This window comes from Corallococcus exercitus (assembly GCF_003611585.1).
Lineage (GTDB): Bacteria > Myxococcota > Myxococcia > Myxococcales > Myxococcaceae > Corallococcus > Corallococcus exercitus.
The window spans coordinates 1-4,188 of sequence record NZ_RAVW01000610.1 but is presented as its reverse complement, the minus strand read 5'-3'; the positions used below and the strand labels follow the sequence as shown (position 1 = coordinate 4,188).

At 70.5% G+C, this 4,188-nt stretch carries 2 protein-coding genes and 1 pseudogene; all 3 read right to left on the bottom strand.

Annotation, left to right across the window (positions count from 1 at the left end; translation table 11 throughout):
* Nucleotides 1–108 precede the first annotated feature (108 nt).
* Nucleotides 109–1,605: a Do family serine endopeptidase gene (locus tag D7W79_RS39565; RefSeq protein WP_120530391.1), complete on the bottom strand. Its 1,497-nt coding sequence runs from the start codon at nucleotides 1,603–1,605 to the stop codon at nucleotides 109–111.
* Between the two features lie 102 nt (nucleotides 1,606–1,707).
* On the bottom strand, nucleotides 1,708–3,297 hold the full coding sequence (locus tag D7W79_RS39560; protein ID WP_120530390.1) for a glycoside hydrolase family 57 protein: 1,590 nt from the start codon (nucleotides 3,295–3,297) through the stop codon (nucleotides 1,708–1,710).
* Between the two features lie 26 nt (nucleotides 3,298–3,323).
* A pseudogene (locus tag D7W79_RS44080) lies at nucleotides 3,324–4,188 on the bottom strand (hypothetical protein); the annotation flags it as partial.

Sequence of the window (4,188 nt, the reverse complement as noted above, 5' to 3'; positions counted from 1 at the left end):
CCCCCACCGCCGTGCTGTCACCCAACGAGACGTAGTTGACGCTCATCGACGTTCGTCCACCCCCGTGCCCTGCCAGTTGAGTCGAGCCAGGAAGGCCTGTGTCCCACGTCAGGGCATCTTCAGCGCGCGCAGCAGGCGGCCACCGCCCGGACCGGCCACGCGCAGCAGCAGCGTGCTGCCGGCAGGCGCGGCGCGGATGACCGAGGCCAGTTCCTTCGCGCTCGCGATGGGCTTGCGGTTCGCCTCCACCACCAGCATGCCCGGCGCCAGCTGCGCGCGGTCCGCGGGCGAGCCCGGGATGATGTCGGTGATGAGCGCGCCAGCGCGCTCGGTGAAGCCGGCCTGGGACGCGGTCCGCGCATCCAGGTCCTGCAGGGACACGCCCACGCGGCGCGAGCTGTCCTGTTCGTCGGAGACCTCCGGCTTCTTCTTGGACAGGCCCTCCAGGTCGGGCCGGGTGCCCATGGTCACCTTGGCGTCCTGCTTCTTGCCGTCGCGGTAGAGGCTCAGGGTCACCACGCTGCCGGGCTTCTTGAGCGCCACGGTGCGGGTGAGCTCGCTGTCGGAGCGCACGTTCTGCCCGTCCACCGCGACCACCACGTCATCCGGCTTGAGCCCTGCCTTCGCCGCGGGCGAGCCGGGGTTGATCTGCGTGAGGATGGCGCCCTCGTTCACCGGCAGCTTCAGCGCCTGCGCCAGGTCCCGGTTGAGGGGCTGGATGCCCACGCCCAGCCAGCCGCGCGTGACGGAGCCGTTCTTCTCCAGCTGCGGCAGCAGCGCCTTGATGAGGTTGCTGGGCACGGAGAAGCCGATGCCCGTGCCGCCGCCGACGATGGCGGTGTTGATGCCCACCACCTCGCCCTTCATGTTGAAGAGCGGGCCGCCGGAGTTGCCGGGGTTGATGGCCGCGTCCGTCTGGAGGAAGTCGTCGTACGCGCTGGCGCCGATTTCCCGGGCCCGCGCGGACAGGATGCCCACGCTCACGCTGGAGGCCAGGCCGAACGGGTTGCCAATGGCCAGCACCCAGTCACCCACGCGCACCGCGTCCGAGTCCCCCAGCTTCACGGTGGGGAGCTGATCCACCTTCTCCTTGATCTTCACCACGGCCACGTCGGTGAGCGGGTCGCGCCCCACCACCTCGCCCGTGAACGAGCGGCCGTCGTCCAGGCGGATGGTGATGGTGACCGCGTCCTCGATGACGTGGTTGTTGGTGAGCACCAGGCCCTTGGGGTCGATGATGAAGCCGGACCCGGCGCCCTGGCGGATCTGCTCGCGCTCGCTGCGGCCGCGGCCCCGCCCGTTGCCCCCGAAGAACTTGTCGAAGAGGGGGTTGTCCTCCATGCCCTCGGGCATCTCGGGACGGGCCTGCACGTCCACGTTCACCACGGCGGACTTCACCGACTCCACCAGCGGCGCCAGCGAGGCCAGCGACTGGGCCTCACGCGTGGCGGGCTGGAGGTTGCCGGCCTGACCGGAGACCGCCTGCTGCGTCTTGGGCGCGGCCGGCTGGGGAGCAGGGGCCTGCGCGAGGGCGAGCGTGGGCGACACCAGCACCAGCACGGCGGCCACGAGCTTGCGACGGAACGAAGGGAGCGTGTGGGTCATGGATTCCTTCAAGCTAAAGCGGAAACGAAGCCCCGCAACCGGAACGACATCTCCCGGTCACGGGAGGTGAACCCCCAACCCGGCCGCCTGTTCCCGGAGCGCTCAACCGGGCCTGTAGACGCGGTAGTCCAGCTCGGGGAACAGGTTGTCGCGCGCCTCCACGTGGGAGAGCCAGGGCTCGTCGACGGTGCCGGCGCGCACCTGGTCGTGCAGGCGCAGGAAGCGCTGCAGGTGCTCCTTCGTGCGGCGCACGGCGTAGTCCACCATGGTGCCGGTCTTCATGATGAAGGCCCAGTCGGAGGACTGCGCGAGCAGCAGCTCGCGCGCGGCCTGGTTCAGCGCCCGGCGCTTGAGGGACGACGCGTCCGGGAAGTCCCGGGCCAGCTCCACCATCTGCCGCGCGGCGTGGTTCAGGTGCCGGTAGATCCAGTCATTCGTCCCGTCCAGCCACATGTTCGCGTAGCCGCCCGCGCCCCAGGACGACATGGGCGGCGTGGCCACCTGGTTCTCCGGGTGCTCGCGCAGGTCGTCCAGCGGGCTGATGAGCTGGAAGCGGCTGGGGTTGCGCGCGGCCTGGCGGATGAGCGCGTCGATGAAGTGGGGACCCTCGAACCACCAGTGACCAAAGAGCTCCGCGTCATAGGGCGCGACGACCACGGGCTTGCGGCCGCCCATGCGCGACGCGAGGTATTCGAACTGACGCTCGCGGTTGAAGAGGAAGTTGCCCGCGTGGACCCAGGCGCGCTCGCGGGCGGCGGCCGGGTTGTAGGGCTGCTTGTCGTTCGTCTTGCCGGTGATGCGGAAGTACTTGAAGCCCGTGTTCTTGCGGTCGCCGGTGGGCTGGATGAAGGGACGGACGTAGTCCAGGTCCAGGTCCCAGCCGATGTCCCGGTAGAACTCGCGGTAGACGGGGTCGCCGGGGTAGCCGTGCTCGGTGCTCCACACCTGCTGGCTGCTCTCCGGGTCTCTCGCGAAGGCGGCGACGCCGGGCTCCGTGAAGATGGGCGCGTAGGGGCCGTGCAGCGGGCGGGGCGTGGCGTCGGTGAGCGCGTGCGTGTCGACGAAGAAGTAGCGGATGCGCTCGGCGGAGAGGATGCGCTCCAGGCCCGGGTAGTAGCCGCACTCGGCCAACCAGATGCCCGCGGGGTCGCGGCCGAAGTTCTGGCGGTAGTGGTTCGCCGCGACGGTGACCTGGGCGCGCACGGCCTCCGGCGTCTGCTGCATCAGCGGCAGGAAGCCATGGGTCGCGTTGCAGGTGAGGATGTCCAGGTAGCCGGAGTCCTGGAGCCTGCGGAACGCGGCCACGAGGTCGCGCTTGTAGTGGTTGTGGTACGCGAGGCGCAGCGATTCGAAGTGGTCGCGGTGGAAGACGGCCAGCGGGTGGAAGGTGGCGTCGTCGCGGGTGCGGTGCACCTCGCGGGCGCCCAGCTCGCAGAGCAGGTCCAGGCGCCGGGCGTAGCGCTCACGCAAGAGGTCGTCGTTGAGCATCGACACGAGCGTGGGCGAGAGCGTCATCGTCACCCGGAAAGGGACGCGGTCCTCCACGAGCGTGTCGAACACGCGCAAGAGCGGCAGATACGTCTCGGAGATGGCTTCGTAGAGCCAGTCCTCCTCGAGGAAGTCTTCGTATTCGGGGTGGCGGACGAACGGCAGGTGCGCGTGAAGGACCAGCGCGAGGGAGCCCAGGCTCATAGGTCGGTCGGAGAGGCCGTGCGGGTTCACTTACGTCCACGGCGTGAGGGCCGGGACTTGGAGGAGGACTTGGAGCCCGGGGACTTGGGCTCCGACGCGGTCTTGGCCGCCTTCTCAGGCGCGGCGGAGGGAGCGGGCGCGGTGTCCTTGGAGGCGACTGCCTTCGAGGGCGCGGCACTCGGAGCGGTCGGGGTCTCGGCCTTGGTGTCCGGAGTGGCGGGAGCCTCGGCCTTCGCGGACACGGGGCTCGTCGGGGGCACGGAGGCCGGTGCGGCCCCTCGCGCTGCCTCGCGGGCCCGGTCGAGCGCGCGCTGTTCGGACGCGGTGGGGCCGCGCGCCACACTCAAGGCCCACGGATCCTTGGGAGGCTCGGGCTCCGAGGGGCGCCACGACTCCGTGGAGCTCGTCGCGGGAGCAGGCGAACCGGAGGAGAGCGAGGCCTCGGCCCCCACCGGAGTCGAAGTCGCCATGGCGGCGGGACGCGACACCGGCAGGTCCCGCGCTTCCAGCACATCCCCCTGCGACGAAGCCGCGCGCGGCTCCTCCAGATGGCGAGCGTCCGAAGTCCCGGCCGCTCCTGGCACCGTCAGGTACTGCTGATCCGACGCACCCGTCGCGCGATCCACGGACAGGTAGCGCTGATCCGAAGCGCCCGCCGCCCGGGGCACGGTGAGGTACTGCTGATCCGAAGCGCCCGTCGCGCGATCCGCGGACAGGTAGCGCTGATCCGACGCCCCCGCGGCCCTGGGGACGGTGAGGTACTGCTGGTCCGAAGCGCCCGCTTCCCGGGACGCGGTCAGGTACTGCTGGTCCGAGGCGCCCGCCGCGCGAGGCACGGTCAGATACCGCTGATCCGACGCCCCCGGTGCACGCGGCACCTCCAGATACCCC